Source organism: Clostridium sp. 16K-1-R1 (assembly GCF_023921145.1).
Lineage (GTDB): Bacteria > Bacillota > Clostridia > Clostridiales > Clostridiaceae > Sarcina > Sarcina perfringens.
This window is the reverse complement of the sequence record NZ_CP046515.1, coordinates 926,842-947,501: the sequence shown is the minus strand read 5'-3', so window position 1 is coordinate 947,501 and position 20,660 is coordinate 926,842. Positions and strand designations below refer to the sequence as shown.

Sequence of the window (20,660 nt, the reverse complement as noted above, 5' to 3'; positions counted from 1 at the left end):
ATTAAAAGGAGTGACTTTATGAGTTTTTGTTGCAAAGATTTATTTCAACTTAAGTATTTTTCAAAAGCAAAATTGTTAGCTGGAGAAAGTGGACTAAATAACCAAATTTCTTTGCCCTATGTAAGGACAACAGAATCTATTTCAAATTGGCTTTATGGAGGAGAGTTACTCTTTGTTATTTATAAAGATAATGATGAAAATCTCTCACTTTTACTTGAAGAATGTATTCAAAAGAAACTTGCAGGTATTGTTATTTTAATTGATGATAAACATATAGATAAAATAACAGATACCATGATTGATAGAGCAAATAATGAGGCTCTTCCCCTATTTATAATGCCTTGGAATATAAAACTAATTGATATTATACAGGAAATTTTTCTAAAAATAGAACAAAAAAGAGAGGAAGCAAAAAATGGTAAGCATTTTCTTGAATCACTTCTTTTTTCACAAGATCAATTAAGTGATGATATAAACGCCTTAGCGGAATTTTATAATATAAAGTTAAGACCCTTTCATTATATTTGCATACTGAAAATGAGAAAATCCTCAAATATTCCTTATGATACAGAGCATATTAGCAAACATATAACTAATTCCTTAGATGATGGCTTAAAAGGGAAAAATTATACTTTAATCCATATGGAATATGCAAATTATCTATTGAGTTTGGTATTTGCTAATGATTATGAAGAAGCAAAAAAATCCTTAGAATATATTGAATCTGGTTTTAACCTTATGTGTTCTAGATATTCAGAAAATATTGAAATGAACTTAAGTTTTAGCCGCATAAGAGAAACTAATTCTAATATTAAAGCAAGTTATAAAGAAGCCTTTAAAGCTTTATCCATGATTGACATGTATGATAACGATTCAAAAGTTATTAAATATAACGAATTAGGTATTATAAGATTGTTTATTGAGTTAGCTGAAATTAAGGACGTTGAACAATATTGTTATGAAAACATAGGTCCTATTTTAGAATATGATAAAAGTCATGGAATGAATTTATTAGAAACTTTAAAATGCTATTTTAAAAATAATAGACATTTACTAAAAACTTCCCAAGAACTTTTTATTCATAGGAATACTTTACTTTATAGATTATCAACAATTAAAAATCTTTTACAAAGGGATTTAGATGATGCTATGACTGACTTAGAACTTTTTAATAGCATATTAATTTTTGAATTTCTTAATTTACAAAATAAATTATAAATGTGGACTACCCTTTAAATAAAGATTAATTACTATATATTTAAAATATTAAAATGGACTATATAAAAATTCTACAAACAATTTTTATATAGTCCATAGTTTATTGCAATTAATTGGCAAATTGTTTTAATTGGTAACTGATTCTTTTATTTTTATATTAGCTTTTGACTTTTCTTTTGCAAAGGATAGTATTAATACTCCCGCAAATATTAATGAACATGCAATTATTTTCATTACTGTTATTTCTTCGCCTAAAAGTATAGCTCCAAAGATAACACTTGTTATAGGTTCAAATGTACTTATAACCGCAGCTTCACTAGCACCAATATATTTTATACCCACTTGTAATAATGATAATGCTACCACTGTACATAAGAAAGCAAATATTGCTGATAATCCCCATGCTTTATGTGTCAATGAAGATAATACAAGTTCCTTTGTAAGCATTCCATAGATAAACATACCTACTGTGGAAGCTATTGCTACATAGAATGTTATTTTAAAAGGTGGTTCACTTTTTAAACCACTTTTATCCATAAATATAATATAGAATGCATAGAACATTCCAGATGCTACGGCTAAAATTAATCCTAACAATGTACTTTTTCCAAAAGATGCTGAATTTAACGCTGTAATAAAGAAACATCCTATACCTGACATAGCAATAATTAATGCAAAGACTTTTTGTTTACTTAATTTTTCGTGGAAGAATAGTACACAACCTAATGTTACAAATATTGGGTAAGTAAAATGTATAGGTGTAACTATTCCAACATCTATACAAGCAAATGCCATATTTAACATTAAAGTTGTTATTGCATTCCCAACGAAACCAAGTATTATTAGATCTCTAAGTTGTTTCTTTGTTACTCTTAAATCTATTTTTAAAAGTAAAATAATTACTAATAAAAATGGCAAACTTAAAAAATTTCTTAAAAAAGTTAATGTCACAGGGTTGCTTCCTTCAAGACCATAGGTCATTGGCCCAAGTGTAAAGGCAAAACCAAAGGTAATTGAAGATAGCATAGTTAAAATAATTCCTTTTAATTTCATAGTATCCCCTACTTTTTCTGCTTAAATTTATCAAATACTAATTTAATATTATTTAAAAGCTTTGTCAATAATTTCGATAATGTTTGGAATAACATCATCAACTATTATTTTTCCTCTTTCAGCTGATGAAGATTTAGCTGATGCAAGTATTCCAGTTTCAGGAACAATATCTTTTTCTATTGGATATCTATAGTAAGTTGCAGGGCTAGCATTTTCTGTATCCATAATCTTATCTTCTCTAACAAGTTCTGGTGCAAAATACATCATTAATGATGTTTCTGTAACAGCAGCATGTTCTAAAGCCCAACCTGGAAATGGTACTTCATCAAATACCTTATCAATTACGTCAGGTGACATTGGATCCCACCAGTTAGTAAGAAGTAATTGTACTTTATCTCCATATTTTGCAGAACATAAATCCATAGCTTCTACTATGAATGCTTCATTTTCAAAGTGAGCACTTAATATAAATATTTTTGTAAATCCATCACGAACAAATTCGTCTATTATATCCATTACTAAAGCTTGTAATGTAGCTCCATTTAAATCTATAGTTCCTGGGAATAATGGGCCACCACCACTTAATGGTTTTGATTTATATCCATATGATAAAGCAGGAGCAACTACCCCATTTATTTTTTCAGCAATTCTATAAGCAAATCCATTTGCTATTACAGTATCTACACAAGTTGGAAGATGAGGTCCATGTTGTTCTGTAGATCCTATTGGTAATATAATTACATCATCTTTTTTCTTCGCAAATTCTCTCCATGTCATGTTTTCCATTTTTACATTTTCATACATAATAAAGTCCCCTTTTCTTGTCTTATTATTCAGCTTATCTTTATTAAAGATTGATTTTTAGCTAGAACTATAAGAACCATTTCTACCAAAGTAATCCTTTGCAAAATTAAATGCGCCTAAAGATCTAGCTAAAAATCAAAACTTCATTAAATGTAGCTTTAATTGAAAATTCTTTATGTGAATTTTGCTATGCTCTCAGTATACAATGAGTATTTTTTAGTGACAATGTACTAAAAATACAAATCTATTTACCAAAATATGTTCTTTATGTGCACAGTAATCTTAAACTATTCTTGTATATTTGATACAATGACTAGATAAATCTTTCATGCTAAACTTTCCTTATTGACAAGTCATTACTAAAAATAATAGAAATTTCAATTTATTAATAATGATATAAGTAAATTTTTTTAGTAAAATACCAAAAACTGAAGGGAGATTATTTAAATGAAAGCTATTTTATTTAAAAATGCTAGATTAAAAGGAAATGAAACACTAGTTGATTTACTTGTTGAAAATGGAGTTTATAAGGAAATAGGTCCAAATCTTTCTGAAAAATATAAAGATGTAGAAACTTATGATTTAAAAGGAGATCTTGTTGTACCACCTTATGTTGATCCACATATTCATTTAGACTATGTATATACAGCTCGTATGCCTGGTGCAAATAATGGAACAGGAACTCTTTTTGAAGGAATTCAAAGATGGTCTGAAACAAAAGGAAACATGACAATAGATGAAATTAAAGAACGTGCAAGAATAGCTCTTAAAAAAGAGATTTTATATGGTACTCAATATATGAGAACACATGTTGACGTAACAGATCCTAAGTTTACAGGATTAAAAGCTATTATGGAATTAAAAGAAGAATATAAAGATATTATAGATATTCAAATCATAGCTTTCCCACAAGAAGGAATGTATTCTTATAAAGGTGGAGATGAATTAGTAGAGGAAGCTTTAAAAATGGGTGCTGATGTAGTTGGTGCTATTCCTCACTTTGAATTCACAAGAGAAATGGGAGAAAAATCAGTTAAGAAAACTATAGAACTTGCAATGAAATATAACAAATTAATTGACGTTCACTGTGATGAAACTGATGATGATCAATCAAGATTTGTTGAATTATTAGCAGCAGAATCTTATTTAAATGGAATTGGAGAACTTACAACTGCAAGCCATGCTTGTGCTATGGGTTCATATAATAATGCTTATGCATTTAAATTATTCAAACTTTTAAAATTATCAAAAATGAACTTCATATCATGTCCAACAGAAAATATTCACTTACAAGGAAGATATGACACTTATCCAAAGAGAAGAGGTCTTACAAGAGTTAAAGAATTAAATGATGCAGGAATTAATGTTTGTTTTGCTCAAGATTCAATCTCAGACCCATGGTACCCATTAGGAAATGGTAACCTAATGAATATATTAGATGCTGGTATTCACATATGTCATATTATGTCTGTTGATGAAATTAATAATGCCTTAGATTTAATCACAACAAATGGTGCTAAAACTCTTCATATCCAAGACAAATATGGTATAGAAGTAGGAAAAGATGCTAACTTCATAGTTTTAAATGCTAAAAATGAATTTGATGCAATCCTTGAAAGAGTTGGAGTTAACTGCTCTGTAAGAAGAGGAGAATTCCTATTTAAGAGAGAACCAGAAATAATAGACACAAAAATAACTCTATTAAAATAGTCACCATATAAATTAAAGATTACAAACATATTCCGAAAATTACTAGATTTCACTAAGAATTTATAATTATTACTTCGAAGATATTACTAAAGCTTCGAAACTCGCTTCGCTTCGAACAGTCTCAGCTTTTTAACGTAATATCTTCTACGTAATAATTTAAATTCTAAAGCTCATCTAGATATTCTCTTCATATTGTTTGTAATCTTTATAAAAAGTTATTTTGATATATACTCTCATTTTTTTCTATAAGGGCATTTAAATATTATATGTAATTCATCTTTTTGAAGGCATATATTAAAAATTCCTCAGCTAAACTTTTGCTTTTAATATTTTTTAATGCATCTTCAAAAGAAAACCATTCTGCTTTATCAACTTCCTCATTAATTTGACTTAAATCTTCACTATCTACCATACAAATAAAATTACACATTAATGTATTAGTCTTTTCATAATAACTACTCTTCATATATTGATAATCTTTAACATTAAGACCTGTCTCTTCTTTTATTTCTCTTACTAAGGTCTGTTCTGCATTTTCACCTTTACTAATGTATCCTGCTACAAGTATATTATCTTTTTTTCCATATTGTTGTATAAGTAACACTTTATTTTTATCAGGATTTAAAACAATTGCACTTATAGCTGAACTAAATGTTGGGAAACGAAACATTTGACACTTATTACAATATGGAACCTCCCCCTCATTATTACATTGTTTATTTATTAATTTAGTGCCACACTGAAAGCAATAATTCATAGTCTTTACTCCTTATATCTAGTATATAGATTATACTAGTTGATTTATCCTTAGTCTCTTATTCCCCCACTAAAGTGAGAATTTACCTTTTATTATATTTCTTTTCTATAGCTTAGTCAAAAATATACAGTCTTGATATTGCTTGACCAGATATATTTAACTCCTTAGCAAGCTGTTCCTGTGATATATTTTTTTCTTTTCTTAATTCCTTTAACTTATTATTAAACCCCAAATTGCTCACCTCAAATATAATTATCTCTATATCCCTATCCTTATTCAAGCATCTAGTAGTTTACACATTGTAAACCAATAGTTTCTATTAATTATTATCGTAAATTTACTTGTTTATAAACCAAACCTTTCTTTTCAACTTATATTTTCATGTTAAAATAGTATATAATATTAGTAATTCTTATGATTCTAAAAGCCACTAGGTTTTCTTATTTAAATAACAATTTTTATAATTTAACTTACTAAAAATTTGCTAATGGAAAATATATAGAGATTCTCATTAATATAAAAATTTTAAAATAAGGGAAGTGAATTATTACGAAAAAGAAATTGCTTACCATAATTATAATTTTTTTAGTGATTACTCTTTCTTATTTTTATTTATTTAAAAATAAAAATTTAAAGAATAATTCTGAAATAGAATAACCTATATATAATCTTTTAACTGAATTTTTTGAAATTGATTATAATAATACGCCTTTAGATTATTCAAATGTTGTAAATAATCATAGATTAATTACTTTGCTAAATTTAAATAAAAATCGTTTTCTTGATTACAAAAATAAATATAAAAAATTTAAAGTTAAAATAAATAGTATCTATGAAAAAGATTCTAATAATTATATAGTGAAGTTACAGGTTTTACAGGGAGAAAAAATGGACATTAAAACAGATTATACCTGTTTGATTCAAAAAGAAAATAATAAATATTATATTAATAGGATTATTAATAATATTTTGCTAGAAGATAGAAATCCAGAAAACTTTATAACTAATGATAATTTATATAATGATTATATTAAAAATTTTGTAGATTCAATTCAAAAACAAAATAACTAAAATGAATTTATAAAATAATAAGAACCATAGAAAGGATTTATTAATTATGATTTTTACTTTTTTCTCTAATTTAGTTCATATTGTAAACTTATTAACTATTTTTTATATGATTTTTAAAGAGAATCGTTCTTCTAAGAGTATAATTTCTTGGACATTAGTATTAATTATACTACCATACATAGGTTTTATTCTATTTTTAATGTTAGGAAGAAAAGTTAATACTAAAGATATTTTCATCATGAAAAAATCTGAACTTACTCTCTTTGATAAATATATAAAAAAATTAAAAAATGCTGATAATTCAAATAATGATTTAAAAAGAGCCAAGCATTCTGATATGATTAAAGCTATTGAAAGTATGGAGTACTCACCTTATAGAAAAGATGTTGAAACTAAAGTATTTTTTGATGGTAAGGAATTATTTGATGATATTTTAGAAAGCTTAAAGAAAGCACAAAAAAGCATAAATATAGAATTTTACATATTTAAAAATGATGATATTGGTTCAAAAGTATTAGATATTCTTAAAGAAAAAGCTAAAGCTGGCGTTGAGATAAGATTATTATATGACTCTGTAGGAAGTAGAACTACCAATAGAAAAAAACTTCAGTCTGCAATTGATGCTGGTGTAAAAGTTGGTGAATTCTTCCCTTCTCTACTTAGATTAATAAACATAAACATGAACTTTAGAAACCATCGTAAAATAATAGTTATAGATAATAAAATAGGATATGTTGGTGGCTTTAATGTGGGAGATGAATATTTAGGTAAAGATCCTAAGTTTGGTTACTGGAGAGATACTCATATAAAATTCATGGGTGACTCAGTAAGAGACTTAGATTTAAGATTTTGGGCTGATTGGAGATATGCTACTAAGGAAGATATTGATTTAAGCCACTTAATAGATTATAAAAATGAACAAGCCCCTTCTACAATGGCTAATTATTCAAAATGTGGTATGCAAATAATATCTAGTGGCCCTAACCCTGATAACTTTTATGAAATCAAATTATCATATTTAGAAATGATACAAAAAGCTAAAAAATATATTTATATACAATCACCATACTTAATTTTAGATAATAGCATAGCTGATAGTTTAAAACTTGCATCTATTTCTGGAGTTGATGTAAGAATAATGATACCTGGTAAAGGTGATCACCCCTTTGTTTATTGGGCAAATCTAAAATACGCTGGCGATTTACTAAACTTTGGAGTAAAAATATATCATTATGACAAGAATGCTTTCCTTCACTCTAAAACATTGGTTATAGATGATGAAGTGTGTTCAATAGGAACTGCCAATATGGATACAAGAAGCTTTGAACTAAACTTTGAAGTAATTGCTATGCTATACTCAGATGAAATAGCAAAAATACAACGTAAACAATTTGAAAAGGACATGCTTATTTCAAAAGAATTGACTAGGGAAGACTATCTTAAAAGAGGAACTTCCGTTAAAATTAAAGAATCATTTTCAAAACTCTTCTCAGCTTTACTTTAATCTAAAATAAAGCTTAATAAAAATATCTATCTTTATAGGATTCTTTTAATTATTCAAAAGAATCCTATAAAATTATTTTTTAATTCCAAGGTTAATTATAATAACTTTTTTCATATTAATAAATTCAATAAAATATTATTTATCTATTTTATCATCAACAAACTTCTTTAATTTTAATAATGATACACCTGTTATATCACTAATAGTCTCTATAGGTATTCCTGCTTCTATAGCCTTTAAAGAAATTTTTATAGATTGATCACTTAATTTATTTATACATTCATCTAAATGATTAAAATATATATCAAATAACTTTGAATTAGTATTACTATATTCAATATAGTTATTCTCATCTAATTTTGTAGTATATTCTTTTAATTTAAAATAATTCATTAATAAAAAATATACACTACTTTCTAATTTACTCTCTTCAGAAATTTCATTTATATTTCTAATTTTTTCAAGAATCTCATATTCATTTACCATTAATATATTTCTAAATTCAAATTCCCTTATATTACTTTTTTTAAAGCTACTATTTATTTCTAGTAATTTCAAATCATAATTAACATAAATGTAAGCATTATATTTGGTATATATACTATTAGGTTCACAAATTAATGATTCTAATAAATAATTCATCTGGATATCTGTTAGTTTGTATTTATATTTGTATTCATCTAAATTTTCTACCATATCATTAGAATTTATTATATTTATAAATTCCTTTGTCATACTAATATCAGAATTTTCGTTACTATCCATATCTTTAAAAATTAATTTATTTATATCTATGTACTTTCTTCTATCTTTTGATAAAAACTCTAAGTCGTAAAGTTTACACCTTAAACTAATTAAATAGAAACTCTCAAAAACTAATAAAAGTGGTATGATCATTGTTTGCTTGACTAAAATTAAAGTTATTAAAAAAATAAAAATTACTATGGGTCCTACTAATGCCTTTCTAATTTCTTGACTTTCTATTATATATTCTCCTTCAACAACTATATTTTTTAACTTTAAAGCTAATATCAAGTTTATTAAATTTATTAAAACACATACTATTTCTATTAATATCATAATAGATATCCTCCAAATTTCTTTTTAAAGTAACTAGAGTAATTTTCAATTTTATTGAAACCAAAGTTTAGTTGCACATAAACCAATAGCTAAATTTTTCTCAAATAGTCCTGTAGTAGAAATGTCCATATAAAACTTACTAACTTCATCACTAAGTTTTTCTTTATGTTTAAACTTACTAAGTGCTAATTGTCTTAAAGTTTCTGCTAATTTCATTGTTTCTAATTGAAAATCTTTTCCACTTTCAACTGCATTTTTAAATTCAACTAAGATACTACGTTCTTCTTCAGAAGTTTGTTCATTTAGAATTAAATCATAAACTCGTGCTAATAAATTATTTTCCACTAATTCTCTTTTTTCTTTTCTGGTTAATTTCTCTGAATTTTCCATAAAAATACCTCCTAAAACTCCTTAGGATATCGCATCCATAATGCAATCTCCTTGAAATAGTTTTTTATACTCATAAAATCAAGATCTTATAAAAATAATCAGCATATTTATCATAATTGCTGATTATTTTTTTATATTTATTTATCAATCTTTCTTTTATTTGTTAATAAAATCAAAACACTTAATAGTATAATTTTAACATTAATTTCATAATTTTAGAAGTCTTGTATTTTTACAAATTTTAATTCATACTAAAAATAAAATCTATAAAGGAGATTATTATGAGTACCAATAAAAACCCCTTAAATAATACCATTGTTAATATAAGCATTATGATATTATTAGTCATATTAATCCTAATAATATTTTTTTCATTATTCATATGGAAAAAAAGAATTGATTGGCTATCCATTATATCTATCTCTCTGTGTATTTTAGGTACTATTTTTAATATATATCTTTTATCAAAAGAAAAATAAAATTAATTATAGAGTGAATTTAAAATAAATAAAAATATATTCTATCTTAACATTCAGCAATAACTAATATTAAAACTTTACAAATGATACACAGCCAAATTCTTCAGCCATAGAAAATCCAACTTTTTTATAGAATAAAATATTTTTCTCCTCTTTATCTGTTAAAAGTACTTTTTGCATAACATTTTTATATTTATCTAAAATAATTTCTATAAGTCTTTTTCCTATTCCTCTGTTTTGGTACTTTTGTAATATTAAAATATCTTGAATATAAATTATAGAATGTCCATCTCCTACAACTCTTATCAAACCCACCAATAAATCCTTGTCCCAAACACTTATTACTTTCAATGAATTTTTAATTGATTTAATTAAAGAATCTATATCTTTAGTATATGAATTCCAACCAACATCATTATACAAATATAGTATATCTTCAACGTTTAAAATAATATCTTCTTTAAAAACTAAATTCTCCATATTTCCTCCCAATAATATCACAGTAACAACTAAATAAGCTAACCCATTTATTAAGTGATTAATCAAATAATTAAAATTTAAATTACATAAAAAATAGTATAGAAATTTTCTATACTATTTTTCATCTAAATTGTCTTTTTTTACTTGCAATGACATATATGTAGCTAAACTTACAGTTATCACCATACCTAATGTACCTATTCTTAAAATATTAATAAGGATTTCTAGTCCAGTATTAGCCTTTAATTCTCCACTTATTACAATATTAAAAAGTTCAAAAAAGGTATTTACTTCAATCTCTTTAAAGGCCCATCTCATATATTTTAATATATATATTAATATACAAAATTCTAAAATTATCTTTATATAATTAGATAATGCCAACTCTATATATTTTATCTTTTCTTTAGGTTTTTTTACCTCATTATACTTAGTCTTATTTTTAAAATCATTATAAAATACAAAACAATAATGCATTGTTCTTGTTATAAAATAAATTACACTTAAAAATGATACTATATTTGCAACATAATTATTTATTAAAACTAAACTTCCAAAGTAAATCATTATTAAAGATAAAAAGATAATTGTTATAAGAGAATGTCTAAAAAATATTTTAATAAAATTTGCTCTAATACTATTATTTTTATATTTTTTAGTTTCTATTATATATTTTATAAAATTTTCTTTATTATTAATCTCATTAATAACTAAATTAAATTTATAAATATAATTTATATTTAAAAATAGTATTAATAAAAAGACAATTACATACGTCAAACTATTAATATTAAATTTAGATTTTAAGATTATAGTTTTAAGATTTATAAAAAATATTAGAGAAACAAAATTCAAATCTATAGAAAAGAAAAAATATTTCATTATTTTTGATATTGTACTTCTCATACCCCCTATATTTTTTTCACTATTCTTTTCTTCTTCCCTTTCTATGTTTATCATATTATAAAAAATATATGATGGTGAAATAATTTTAATTATTTTTTCAAAAAAATTTTTTTCATACTCGTACAAATTTTAAACTCCTTTTATAATGGTAAATTACTTCTTATTTTTACATTTTTGTGTTTGTATTCAGGTGGCACAGGCTTAAAACTCTTATCATTAATTTGTAAATTATAGTCTTTAATTTGAAATTCTCTTAATTTTTTTATATCTATTTCTCCTACTAATACAACATTATTTATTCCTCCACTAATCTGTAAAATATTTTTATTATTTGTAGATGATGGCTGAATAATTCTATTGTCACCTAAAACAGAATCATTCACATGTACAAAATAACAGTGAACATCCCTAGAAAGTGATTCCATCACATTAGAGTAATAATTAATATCTCTATTATGAACACTTCCAATTAATAAATCTACAAAAGAAGTAAACAATGCTCTATCTTTAATATTAGCTAACTCAAAACAACTAAATGTAGAAAAATCTATTCCTTTCCACCTAAATAAATCATATTCTTTTTTCCAATTTTCATTCTCTTTTGGCAACTCCCAACCATAACCTTTAACCCATTCTTTTTCTTTAGGAGAATAGTGATTTTTTAATCTAAGTTTTATTGCTGCAAATGTATAGTCTTTATATTTATCTGGTAAAATAGTAGCAATATAATTGCAACATAATTTATTATCATAAATTATATGCTCTAAACCACAAACAATTAATACCTCATGTCTTCTAGCAAAATCTGCTACTACTCCAAGCCATTCTATAGGTATGCTAACTTCTGGGAAAACTATAAGTTCCGCACCATTTTTTACAGAAGTATTCAATAAAGCACTAATTTTTTCTAATCTTTTACTACTTATATTAGGTATTTTTTTAAAACTGCTTTCTAAATCATTATCATGAATTTTCATATTTACTATTCCAATTTTAAGTTTATTTTTATTTTTCTCTTTAGCATATTCTAAATAGTTTATTACTCTTTCCTTACCTACAAATAAATAATCATCAAAATCAAAATATTTAAAATGAGTATCTAAAAACATTTCTTTTAAATATTTATTTTCTTTACATTCATCAGTATTATACTTGTACTTACATTTGTAATTCTTATTTTCACATGATTGCTCTAAATTTATTTTACATTTTAATATATTATTTATGTCACTATAGATATTGTTGAAATTTTTATTTTTTTTATAATTTAAATTATTTAATTTATAAAAAACTTGTTGAGCTTCTATAATTTCTCTTCCTTTGCTTATTACTTCTCCTTTTGCGATTATGTTATGTATTGAATTTAAAATACATTCATGTAAATGAACAAACCTTGGATTATATTCAACTGCAAATTCACACATTTCAATGTTACAATTATTATGTTTACATTTTTTTGAATTATCAATCCTATTATTAAAAATACAATTTTTATAATTAGCATTAATAAGAAAGCATCTACTTTTATCTGTCAATATTTCTGGTTTTCCAACTATGTAATTAACAAAATTAATATTTATTAATTTAAATTGTTTTAAATAGCATTCCCTATATTTAAGATAATAATAATTCATTAAGGGACTTTTTACAAAAGAATGATTCATCATATTTGATATTCTTATCTCTTCTTTTAATCTATATAAGCCATCTATATCTAATTCCAATCTATTTTCATAACTAAGTCTATTTTTTAATGCATTCTTTATATATTTATCATATTCATCACAGTTATTATATAACTTAATATCATTAATAAAAATGCTATCATTTAATGCATAATTTCTAGCCAAAACAAACTTTAAATAATACTTTAAATCTGTTTTTAAATTTTCTTTTTGATAATTATGCCAATTTACATCATTAAGAGTAAAGTTAGATAAATTTAATTCTAACTTTTCTATAGACGAATATATATTTACAAATAAATCCTTAATAAAATCATATCGTCTATTCATTAAGTAATAATTTAAAACTTTATCCCATAAGAAAAAATATTCTACAGCATATTTCCCCTTAAAAATCCATAATATTTTTTCATCTACATCTTTAGTATAATCATCATTTTCAAGTTTATCTGAATATATAATACGAGCTAAAAATTTTGAAAGATTATATCTATTTATTTTAAAATCTTTAATGCTTGATAATTTATTTATACTATCCTTATAATCAACTTTATAAACTTCTCTATCAAAACTATTTAAAACTTCATCTTTTTGAGGTAAGAATTTAAATACACTAGAATTTTTAGCTATTTCATTTTTAAAATTTTCAATTAAGGCTTTTGATCCTGTACTTAAGAAATCATACAATTTAACTTTTTCATCTTGTATTATTAAATATGCAGAACAACCATTTAATTCTGGTTTATTTTTTATATAATCTTTTATTAAATATATTTTTTTAAATTTATTAGATTTTATTATCAAATTTTTATTTATATCTCTCAGATTTTTCTCTAATTCTTCCAGGTTAATTTTTCTTTCAATCGGATTTTCTATTTCCCAATCTAAGAAAATATCTTCTTCATTAAATATCTCTTTATTTAATGAATTTTCAATTACAAACAAAATATTTTGTTTTAACTTAATATCAATCCTATCTATTTTTTTAACAAATTTTATTAAATTTTTTATACTATCTAATATAATTACTTCTGTTAATTTATCTGTTTCTTTTTTATTTTTAGTATCTATTAGAACTCCAATTTCAAATAATTCAGTGTCATAAAACTTTGTATTTAATAATGATTCTTCTTCAAAAACTTCCTGTTTTTTTATAATCTGTATTTAACACAATTAAAATATCATCTACATATCTCTTATAATATAATGCATTTATTTTACTATTTACTGCTTCATCGAACTCTTTCAAATACCAATTGCTTAATATAGAACTAGGTAAAAAACCTATAGGAAGAATATTTCTAATCTTTTTACTAGTATTATCAGAAAGTTCTTTTAAATTCATAATATTTGAATACTCTTCAATAACCTTAAATACATAATCATTAATATATTTAAATATTTCTAATGAAATATACTTTTTATTTTTGCTATTTTTAAATATATCTATAATTTTTTCTTTATCATTTTTTATATCTAAATTTATAGAATAATAGTATTCCTTTATATCTAAAGATAACATTGTTGATCTGTTCCCATTATTTATTCTATCTTCTACTATATTGATAGCATCATCTCTCCACCTTTCATATGATAAATAATAAGGTTTAAATAATTTTAAATTATTGTTATCTATATCCTCCTCTAAAAGATTTCCTGCAGTATAATCCTTATATAAATTTTCTAAATCTTTACCTATTATCATTACCCATAATGTTCCTATTATCTGAGACATAATATCTATGTCTATATAATACATAAGTTTATCAACTTCGGCATTGCTATCTTTTTTTTCAAAATTTCTAATTATGTTATTTCCATACTCATCATCTGCAATACTCTTCGGAACACTTCTTATAGTAAAACATCCTTGTCTTTTCAAATAATTATCTGTTAACTTGCACTATGCTTAAATTTAAAATTAATTTTTTCTTTATTTAATATAGTTTTTTCTAATTTTTCAAATTTATTTTCTATATCTTTAACATATCTTGTAGAGCTTTTTATTTTTTTGCCATTATTTTCAAACTCCACTATTCTGTTTTTTAAAAAAATATTTTTATTATCGTAATATGAATTAGATTTTAATTTTTTATATGCACATTTTATATATTCTTTCAAAGCAATTTCATCTGTTTTTTTATTCATTAAATTCTCCTTTATTAAAATATTTAAGAATATTTTACCATATTTTAAAATTCTATTCTATTAAAACGTAAATACACAATTTGCAACTATATATTTCAATATAATTCTCTTTTCCTTTTATAATTAGCTAAAATCAAAATACTTCTTAATAAAATTATCAAACTTTAAAAAAAATATATTTTTTTTAAATGCACTCAAACATATAAAAATTTTTAACTTTATAAATTATCAATTGAGTATATATGAAAATAAGAACCTCTAAACTTTAAATAAATTAGAGATTCTTTGGGTATTTTATTTATTCATTTGATTTCAATGCATCAATCATATTAACTTTTCTTAACTTAACATGCATAAGTATCATAACTATTACTGTGAAAAGTATAGTTATTAAAGCTGAGAATATATAACTTGATATATGTATCTTAGGATACATCATCATAGTATCTGTTTCTGATGTCCTTATTATGAAGGCATGTAGAATCTTTCCTAAAACTGATCCTGCCAATATTCCTAATAAGGTTAAGATTATATTTTCCCTTAATATATACATTGTAACTTCATCATCAAAGAATCCAAGAACTTTTATGGTTGATAGTTCTCTTATACGCTCAGAGACATTTATATTGTTTAGATTGTATAAAACTACAAAAGCTAATGATCCTGCTGATAATATTATTACTAGCATTACTACATTCATATTAGCTGCTGACTCTTTAGTTGTCTTTTCTATTTGTGATGTCATTGTTACATTCACAACGTCCTTGCATTCCATAAGTTTTGAGGATATTTCATCTTCATTGATCTTACTCTTATCAAAGTTTATAAGATCTGTGTTGTAGATAGCTTTCTTCCCAAAGACTTTTTCATAATATTCTGGTGACATATACATTGAATGCATAAGATAATTTTCAGCTATCTCCTCTACTTTCACCTCATGAGGATTATTATTTTCATCCTTAAAGGTTATTGTATCTCCAATGGATACCCCTAAAAGTTTTCCTAACTTTTCATTAATAATAACACCCTCATCTGGAATCTCATATTTTTCTCCTGAAATTCTATCATTTAAAAGTATAAATTTATCTAACTCATCTTTATTTTCAGGTACATATAGACTAACTGTTTGCTTATTCATTCCTTCTTTGCTAAAGGTTACTGATTCTTGGTGCATTCTTAAATTATTTTCATATCCAGGTAATTCTTTTAAAGTTTCATTATATTTTTCAATCTCTGTTTCTGTAGGATTATCTCCAAAGACTACCATAGTTTCATATTTCCATAACTTATCAAATTGCTTTTCAACCATTCCAGTATTTGAATACTTAAGTCCAAAACCAGTAACAAGAAGTGCCATACATCCTGCAATGCCAAAGATAGTCATAAGCATACGCTGTTTATATCTAAATATATTTCTAAATGTTACCTTTTGATTGAAGTTTAATCTCTTCCAAATTGGTATAATTCTTTCTAATAATATCTTTTTGCCTAGTTTTGGAGCCTTTGGTCTCATAAGATTTGATGGCTTATTTTTAAGCTCAACTCTTACAACAAATAAGGCTGCTCCCACTGTACATAATATGGATATTACTAAAGCTTGAATTATATAAGATGGATAGTAATAAGTATCTATACTAGGAAGAGCATATACACTTGTATAAGCATTGCTTATTATTTTAGGAAGAATGTTGCTTCCAACTAATATTCCAAGTAGACATCCTAAAATACTTGCTAAGGCTGCATATATTACAAACTTTAAGGAAATTTCAAAATCTCCATATCCTAAAGCCTTCATAGTACCTATTTCTATTCTCTTCTCCTCTACCATTCTTGTCATTGTTGTTAAACAAATTAAGACTGCCACTATAAAGAAAAACACAGGTAATACTGATGCAATACTATCTAAACTATTAATAGAATCCTTGTATCCTGAATATCCTGGATTATCAGTTCTATCAAATACGTAGTAATTACATTCATTCAAATCATTTAATGTTGATTTTTCTTTTTCTTCAATTTCTTTTCTTCCTTCTGCTAGTTTTTCCTTATTTTCTTCTATTGCTTTTTGGCCCTCTTTTAACTTTTCTTCTGATTCATCTAACTTCTTCTTTGCCTTTTGAAGTTCTCTTTCTCCTTTAGCTTTTCCTTTCTCAAGAGATTTTTTTCCCTCAGCTAATTCTGCCTTACCCTTTTCTAATTGTTTTTCAGCTTCATAAAGTTTACTTTTACCTGTATTAAATACAGCCACTTGAGTTTCATACTGATTTTTTCCCTCTTGATATTTAGTTATTCCATCTAACAATACTTGTAATTTTGAAGTATTATCATTAATTGACTTAACACTTTTATCTAAAGAATCTGAAAGTCCTAAAGCAATATTTTTATTTTCTGGATTTTTTTCTAAGCCCTCTATTGCTCCACCTAACTCATTTAATCCTAAGTTAGCCACTATACCTTTCCAGTACTGAATCTTTTCAGCTGGTATTTTTTCATTTTCTGAAAGATTATTAACTGTATTTTTTATATCATTAGATAGAGAAGTCATTGTTTTAGATAAACTTTTTAAATTTTCTATTTTCTCCTTTAATCCATTTGTACTTTCCTCTGGATTAATTCCCTGGTTTAAAAATTCTTGTCTACTATTATCAAGGGTAGTTTTTGCATCATTTAACTTTTCTTCGCCCTCTTCTATATTAGACTTTTGATTTTTAATTTCAGCCTGCCCTTCTTCTAATTGCTTTTCACCCTTTAGAATATTGGCTTCTCCTTCTTTAATTCCCTTTTCAAACTCTAGCTTTTTATCACTATATTGTTTTTTCCCTTCTGCTAATTGCTCTTTTCCTTTTTGTAATTCTTTTTCCTTATCTAAAAGTAACTTTTCATTTTCATTTAACTCTTCATAAGCCTTATTAAACTCTTTTTTGGCTTCCCCTTTTATCTCTTCAACTCTTTCTACTTCTCTATTAGAATATAAATCTTCAAGATATTTATTATTCTCTTCCATTAATTCCTTGTACTCATCTCCATAAGCATCAAGACCTTGTACATTCTTAAATCTTACATATATTTCAGTGTAAGCATCCATATTTATATCATTGCTATTTAATACACCAAAGTAATCAATAGTTCCTTTTCCAACAGTGGTTGATCCTCTTGACTCTTTTTCAATATACATTGGACTTTTTACAATCCCAACGATTTTAAACTTACTTTCTTTAAAGTTCTTCATTGTATTTTCATCAGTATCAATTATAAAATCATCACCGATTTTTAAGTTTTTATTAAGTTTAAAAGCTCTTTCATCTAAAGCTATTTCACCACTTTTTTCTGGTAACTTACCTTCTAATACAACTAAATTATTTATATTGTTCTTTCCATCATACTCCATAAACTTAACCACATTGCTCATATTAGTTAAGTTTGCATCTATACTATGAGTACCATAATAAGCTAAAATCTTAGGATTATTCTTAAGTAAATCCAAATCTTTATCGCTTAATCCTAAAGTTGAAATAATCTTGCTATCCATAAGATTTTCACTATTATAAAACTTATTTATGGTTTTATTCATATCTGGGCCTGCTGATTTTATTCCAGAATAAAAGGCAACCCCTAAAAATATAATTACCATTATAGAAAAGAATCTGGCTTTTGATGATAGAATTTCTCTTACTATGGACTTTTTATATGCCTTCATCTAAAACTATTCACTCCTACCACTCTATTTCTTCAACTGAGATTGGATTAGAATTAATCTCAATACTTCTAACTTTTGCATCATTAATCTTAATAACCTTGTCAGCCATAGGTGCTATTGCTGAGTTATGAGTTATTATTATTACCGTAGTTCCTATCTTTCTACATGTATCTTGAAGTATTTTTAAAATTTGCTTACCTGTACTATAATCTAAAGCTCCTGTTGGCTCATCACAAAGTAAAAGTTTTGGATTTTTTGCAATAGCTCTCGCAATAGAAACCCTTTGTTGCTCTCCACCAGATAATTGTGCTGGAAAGTTATCTTTTCTGTGCCCAAGTCCAACTAACTCTAAAGTTTTCTCAACATCTAAGGCATTATTTGAAATTTGAGTGGCAAGTTCCACATTTTCCTTTGCAGTTAAGTTTTGTACTAAATTATAAAACTGAAATACAAATCCAACATCATATCTTCTATACTTAGTGAGCTCTCTATTACTAAATTTAGATATATCAGTTTCATCAATTATTATTTTTCCCTCATCACAGCTATCCATTCCCCCTAAAATATTAAGAGTAGTTGATTTTCCTGCTCCACTTGGTCCTAAAATAACAACAAATTCTCCCTTATCAATAGAAAAATTAATTCCATTATTAGCAACAACTATGTTTTCCCCAATTTTATATCTCTTGTGAACATCTATCACATCTATATATGCCATCTTATTCCTCCCTAAACTAACAATTACATCATAAAAAATTTACTATATACTCAAAGTTATTAAATAGACACTTTGTTCGTTTAATTTTATAATAAATAGTATAAGTTAAGAAAATATGCTAAACAATAATCACATAATTTCTTAACGTTATTAAATGTACATTTAAAATTAATTTGTTGATTTAATAACATTTAACATTAAATTATCTAAATTATGTTTTAAGGTAAAATTTATTTTCAAATTTAGCTTAAAGACAAGTTTTAATATATAGTAAACACTCTTTTAAAAATTACGTAAGTCTAAAAATTTCTTTAAAATCAATAACTTTTTAAAATATATAAACTAAAGGAAATATATTGGTATTATATAAATGAGATGTTAAAAGGAGAGGTATATATGGCTGGTGTTAGTGGAAATCGTAGAACTTTATATACTAAGAAGGTTATTAAGGAAAGTTTAATAGAACTTCTTAAAACTAGAGAAATTCATCAAGTTACTGTTACTGATATTTGTAAAAAAGCTGATATTAATAGGGGAACATTTTATACTCACTATAAGGATGCCTTTGACTTATTTCAGTCTATGGAAGACGAGTTATTCCATCAAATTTTAAAATATATAAAAGAAATTCCTATAGAAGAATATAATAGTTTACTGCTTCTTAAGGTACTTGAATTAATTAAAGAAAATAAAGATTTGTGCAAAGTTCTATTTTGCAATCAGAGGGATAGTAGTATATTAAATCGTATTTTAAATATTGCAGATCAAATAGATGTAATGAAGCTATTTAATAATCATAATTTAATAAATAAAACCATTGCTAATTACTATATGAGATATTCTGTTGGAGGGTGTATTTCAATCATTGAAACCTGGTTAGAAAATGATCTTCCTGAATCTCCAGAGGAGCTTGTCCAAATAATTAATGGTATAAATCAAATGAGTAGCTAAAATATATTC

18 protein-coding genes are annotated in these 20,660 nt (G+C 24.9%); 5 read left to right on the top strand and 13 right to left on the bottom strand.

From position 1 onward, the window contains the following. The first annotated feature begins 18 nt into the window (after window positions 1-18). Entirely contained in the window at window positions 19-1,218 is a 1,200-nt protein-coding gene (locus GOM42_RS04105) for a PucR family transcriptional regulator (protein ID WP_252597709.1), read from the top strand. 126 nt (window positions 1,219-1,344) lie between these two features. Here the strand turns inward: GOM42_RS04105 and GOM42_RS04100 are convergent, their stop codons facing one another. Together GOM42_RS04100 and GOM42_RS04095 are read right to left on the bottom strand one after the other, a co-directional pair. Further along, a complete protein-coding gene (locus GOM42_RS04100; RefSeq protein ID WP_057230902.1) occupies window positions 1,345-2,271 on the bottom strand; it encodes a DMT family transporter in 927 nt (308 codons plus the stop codon). Window positions 2,272-2,319: 48 nt separating this feature from the next. Continuing rightward, complete coding sequence (locus GOM42_RS04095; protein WP_003453056.1) at window positions 2,320-3,075, bottom strand: creatininase; 756 nt, start codon at window positions 3,073-3,075, stop codon at window positions 2,320-2,322. A 447-nt stretch (window positions 3,076-3,522) separates the two neighbouring features. Here GOM42_RS04095 and codA point away from each other — a divergent pair, with 447 nt between their 5' ends. Continuing rightward, the gene (gene codA / locus GOM42_RS04090) at window positions 3,523-4,785 is read left to right on the top strand and encodes a cytosine deaminase (protein ID WP_078233431.1); all 1,263 of its coding nucleotides are present in this window, start codon (window positions 3,523-3,525) and stop codon (window positions 4,783-4,785) included. Window positions 4,786-5,047: 262 nt separating this feature from the next. Here codA and GOM42_RS04085 read toward each other — a convergent pair whose 3' ends face one another. Further along, a complete protein-coding gene (locus tag GOM42_RS04085; RefSeq protein WP_060669803.1) occupies window positions 5,048-5,542 on the bottom strand; it encodes an NUDIX domain-containing protein in 495 nt (164 codons plus the stop codon). 112 nt (window positions 5,543-5,654) lie between these two features. Further along, window positions 5,655-5,774, bottom strand: coding sequence for a helix-turn-helix transcriptional regulator (locus GOM42_RS04080; protein ID WP_078233430.1), 120 nt, complete (start codon window positions 5,772-5,774; stop codon window positions 5,655-5,657). A 656-nt stretch (window positions 5,775-6,430) separates the two neighbouring features. Between GOM42_RS04080 and GOM42_RS04075 the strand changes: the two genes are divergently transcribed. Together GOM42_RS04075 and cls are read left to right on the top strand one after the other, a co-directional pair. Further along, entirely contained in the window at window positions 6,431-6,613 is a 183-nt protein-coding gene (locus GOM42_RS04075; protein WP_235424397.1) for a hypothetical protein, read from the top strand. Window positions 6,614-6,659: 46 nt separating this feature from the next. Then, a complete protein-coding gene (cls, locus tag GOM42_RS04070; RefSeq protein WP_078233429.1) occupies window positions 6,660-8,117 on the top strand; it encodes a cardiolipin synthase in 1,458 nt (485 codons plus the stop codon). 135 nt (window positions 8,118-8,252) lie between these two features. Here cls and GOM42_RS04065 read toward each other — a convergent pair whose 3' ends face one another. The 9 genes from GOM42_RS04065 to GOM42_RS04025 all read right to left on the bottom strand — a co-directional run bounded on the left by GOM42_RS04065 (window position 8,253) and on the right by GOM42_RS04025 (window position 19,700). Then, on the bottom strand, window positions 8,253-9,197 hold the full coding sequence (locus GOM42_RS04065; RefSeq protein WP_078233428.1) for a hypothetical protein: 945 nt from the start codon (window positions 9,195-9,197) through the stop codon (window positions 8,253-8,255). Between the two features lie 51 nt (window positions 9,198-9,248). After that, on the bottom strand, window positions 9,249-9,587 hold the full coding sequence (locus GOM42_RS04060; RefSeq protein ID WP_004458219.1) for a bacteriocin immunity protein: 339 nt from the start codon (window positions 9,585-9,587) through the stop codon (window positions 9,249-9,251). A gap of 548 nt (window positions 9,588-10,135) precedes the next feature. Continuing rightward, the gene (locus GOM42_RS04055; RefSeq protein ID WP_078233426.1) at window positions 10,136-10,546 is read right to left on the bottom strand and encodes a GNAT family N-acetyltransferase; all 411 of its coding nucleotides are present in this window, start codon (window positions 10,544-10,546) and stop codon (window positions 10,136-10,138) included. Between the two features lie 114 nt (window positions 10,547-10,660). Continuing rightward, window positions 10,661-11,578 (bottom strand): hypothetical protein, encoded by a 918-nt coding sequence (locus GOM42_RS04050; RefSeq protein WP_252597708.1) that lies wholly within the window; start codon window positions 11,576-11,578, stop codon window positions 10,661-10,663. A 14-nt stretch (window positions 11,579-11,592) separates the two neighbouring features. Then, a complete protein-coding gene (locus tag GOM42_RS04045) occupies window positions 11,593-14,082 on the bottom strand; it encodes a hypothetical protein (protein WP_078233424.1) in 2,490 nt (829 codons plus the stop codon). 187 nt (window positions 14,083-14,269) lie between these two features. Beyond that, window positions 14,270-15,019, bottom strand: a complete 750-nt coding sequence (locus GOM42_RS04040) for a reverse transcriptase domain-containing protein (protein WP_252597707.1) — start codon at window positions 15,017-15,019, stop codon at window positions 14,270-14,272. Window positions 15,020-15,030: 11 nt separating this feature from the next. Next, window positions 15,031-15,285: a hypothetical protein gene (locus tag GOM42_RS04035; RefSeq protein ID WP_252597706.1), complete on the bottom strand. Its 255-nt coding sequence runs from the start codon at window positions 15,283-15,285 to the stop codon at window positions 15,031-15,033. A 298-nt stretch (window positions 15,286-15,583) separates the two neighbouring features. Further along, window positions 15,584-18,982 carry an FtsX-like permease family protein gene (locus GOM42_RS04030; protein ID WP_252597705.1) on the bottom strand — a complete coding sequence of 1,133 codons (3,399 nt, stop codon included), beginning with the start codon at window positions 18,980-18,982 and terminating at the stop codon, window positions 15,584-15,586. Between the two features lie 16 nt (window positions 18,983-18,998). Continuing rightward, window positions 18,999-19,700, bottom strand: coding sequence for an ABC transporter ATP-binding protein (locus GOM42_RS04025; RefSeq protein ID WP_003457044.1), 702 nt, complete (start codon window positions 19,698-19,700; stop codon window positions 18,999-19,001). 396 nt (window positions 19,701-20,096) lie between these two features. Here GOM42_RS04025 and GOM42_RS04020 point away from each other — a divergent pair, with 396 nt between their 5' ends. Then, on the top strand, window positions 20,097-20,651 hold the full coding sequence (locus GOM42_RS04020; RefSeq protein ID WP_003457091.1) for a TetR/AcrR family transcriptional regulator: 555 nt from the start codon (window positions 20,097-20,099) through the stop codon (window positions 20,649-20,651). Window positions 20,652-20,660: the final 9 nt, after the last annotated feature.